The sequence below is a fragment of the bacterium genome, assembly GCA_024228115.1.
GTDB lineage: Bacteria > Myxococcota_A > UBA9160 > UBA9160 > UBA6930.
This window is the reverse complement of sequence record JAAETT010000571.1, coordinates 1-1,319: the sequence shown is the minus strand read 5'-3', so window position 1 is coordinate 1,319 and position 1,319 is coordinate 1. Positions and strand designations below refer to the sequence as shown.

At 55.9% G+C, this 1,319-nt stretch carries 1 protein-coding gene; it reads left to right on the top strand.

The window, feature by feature from the left end:
* Positions 1-150: 150 nt before the first annotated feature.
* Positions 151-1,221 (top strand): DUF1156 domain-containing protein, encoded by a 1,071-nt coding sequence (locus tag GY937_23650; protein MCP5059710.1) that lies wholly within the window; start codon positions 151-153, stop codon positions 1,219-1,221.
* Positions 1,222-1,319: the final 98 nt, after the last annotated feature.

Below are 1,319 nucleotides of genomic sequence, written 5' to 3'. Positions count from 1 at the left end.
GTGATGAGTTACGTGGACGGACACAACGATGATCCCACTCCCTTCGTCTGGTCCAAGACAGCAGAAGAGATCATCGAAAAGGTTGGCAGAGCCAGGCGCGCGCTGGATAATGCCCCAACAGCGTGAATCACATCACTAGGAACCAAGCTGATGGCAATCGTCGCTGAGGGCGATCGAGGTCGAGTGTATCTGCCGGGGACGTCAATCGACGAAGATGTCGCACGCTCGGCTGCCGCCAACCCCGTCGTAGACGAGGCTCGACTTTCGTTCCTTTCGAATTCGACCCCGACAAGAGCAATGATCACCGGAGGTGTCTGCTCCGCATACGGCTTGAAGACCCACGGAGATCTCTTCACATCCCGGCAGATTGTTGCCCTGACTACGTTATCTGACCTTGTTGAGTTGGCTCGTGAGCGCGTTATGAAAGATGCCATCTCCTCGAACCCAAGTGCGGGCGATTCGGGTGGCATCAAGTCGAGCACATATGCTGATTCAATCGCTGTGTACCTCGCGCTGGGTGTCAGCAGGCAAACCAATCGTAGCGCGACGCTGAACTTCTGGGACAGCAAGGGAGAGAACGTTCAGCAGGTGTTTGGCCGACAGGCGTTCGCGATGACATGGGATTTCGTGGAGACGAATCTCTTTAGCAAGTCCACCGGGAACTTCACGGGACAGTTCCAGTATTTGTGCAGAGTGCTCACATCTACGATTCCGGCGCGCCCGATGGGTGTGGTCCAGCAGATGGATGCGCAAAACCAGCGTATGTCTGCGGACAAGGTAATTTCTACGGACCCGCCGTACTTTGACAACATCAACTACGCAGATCTGTCGGACTTCTTCTACGTCTGGCTTCGGCAGTCGCTGAAATCGCAAGTATCTGATCTGTTCGCCACAGTGGTGGCCCCAAAAGCCGAGGAGCTCGTCGCTATCGCCTATCGGCATGGCGGACGAGCGCAGGCCGAAGCGTTCTTCCTTGAAGGAATGACGAGGGCCATGCGTCAGCTCGCCGATCAGGCCCATCCTGCGTTCCCTGTGGCCATCTACTATGCGTTCAAGCAGGCAGAAACAAAGGGCGGAGGTACCGCTTCGACCGGCTGGGAAACATTTCTCGACGCGGTCATCCAGTCGGGCTTTGGCATAAGCGGTACCTGGCCTGTACGCACGGAGTACACGGGCAACCTAACGCGAATAATTCATGAAGAAGTCGTGGTCTTGAATTGAAGAAGGCCCCAGTTGCGGTAGAAACGAGTTGCAACACGCGTTTCCCCTCAACAAGGGCCCCTTCATGAAGCCGGATTCTACCGCACAGGCTGTCATCT

What these genes read in the sequence shown, in the direction of transcription:
- GY937_23650 (MCP5059710.1), top strand. Translation starts at nt 151, where the DNA reads ATGGCAATCGTCGCTGAGGGCGATCGAGGTCGAGTGTATCTGCCGGGG.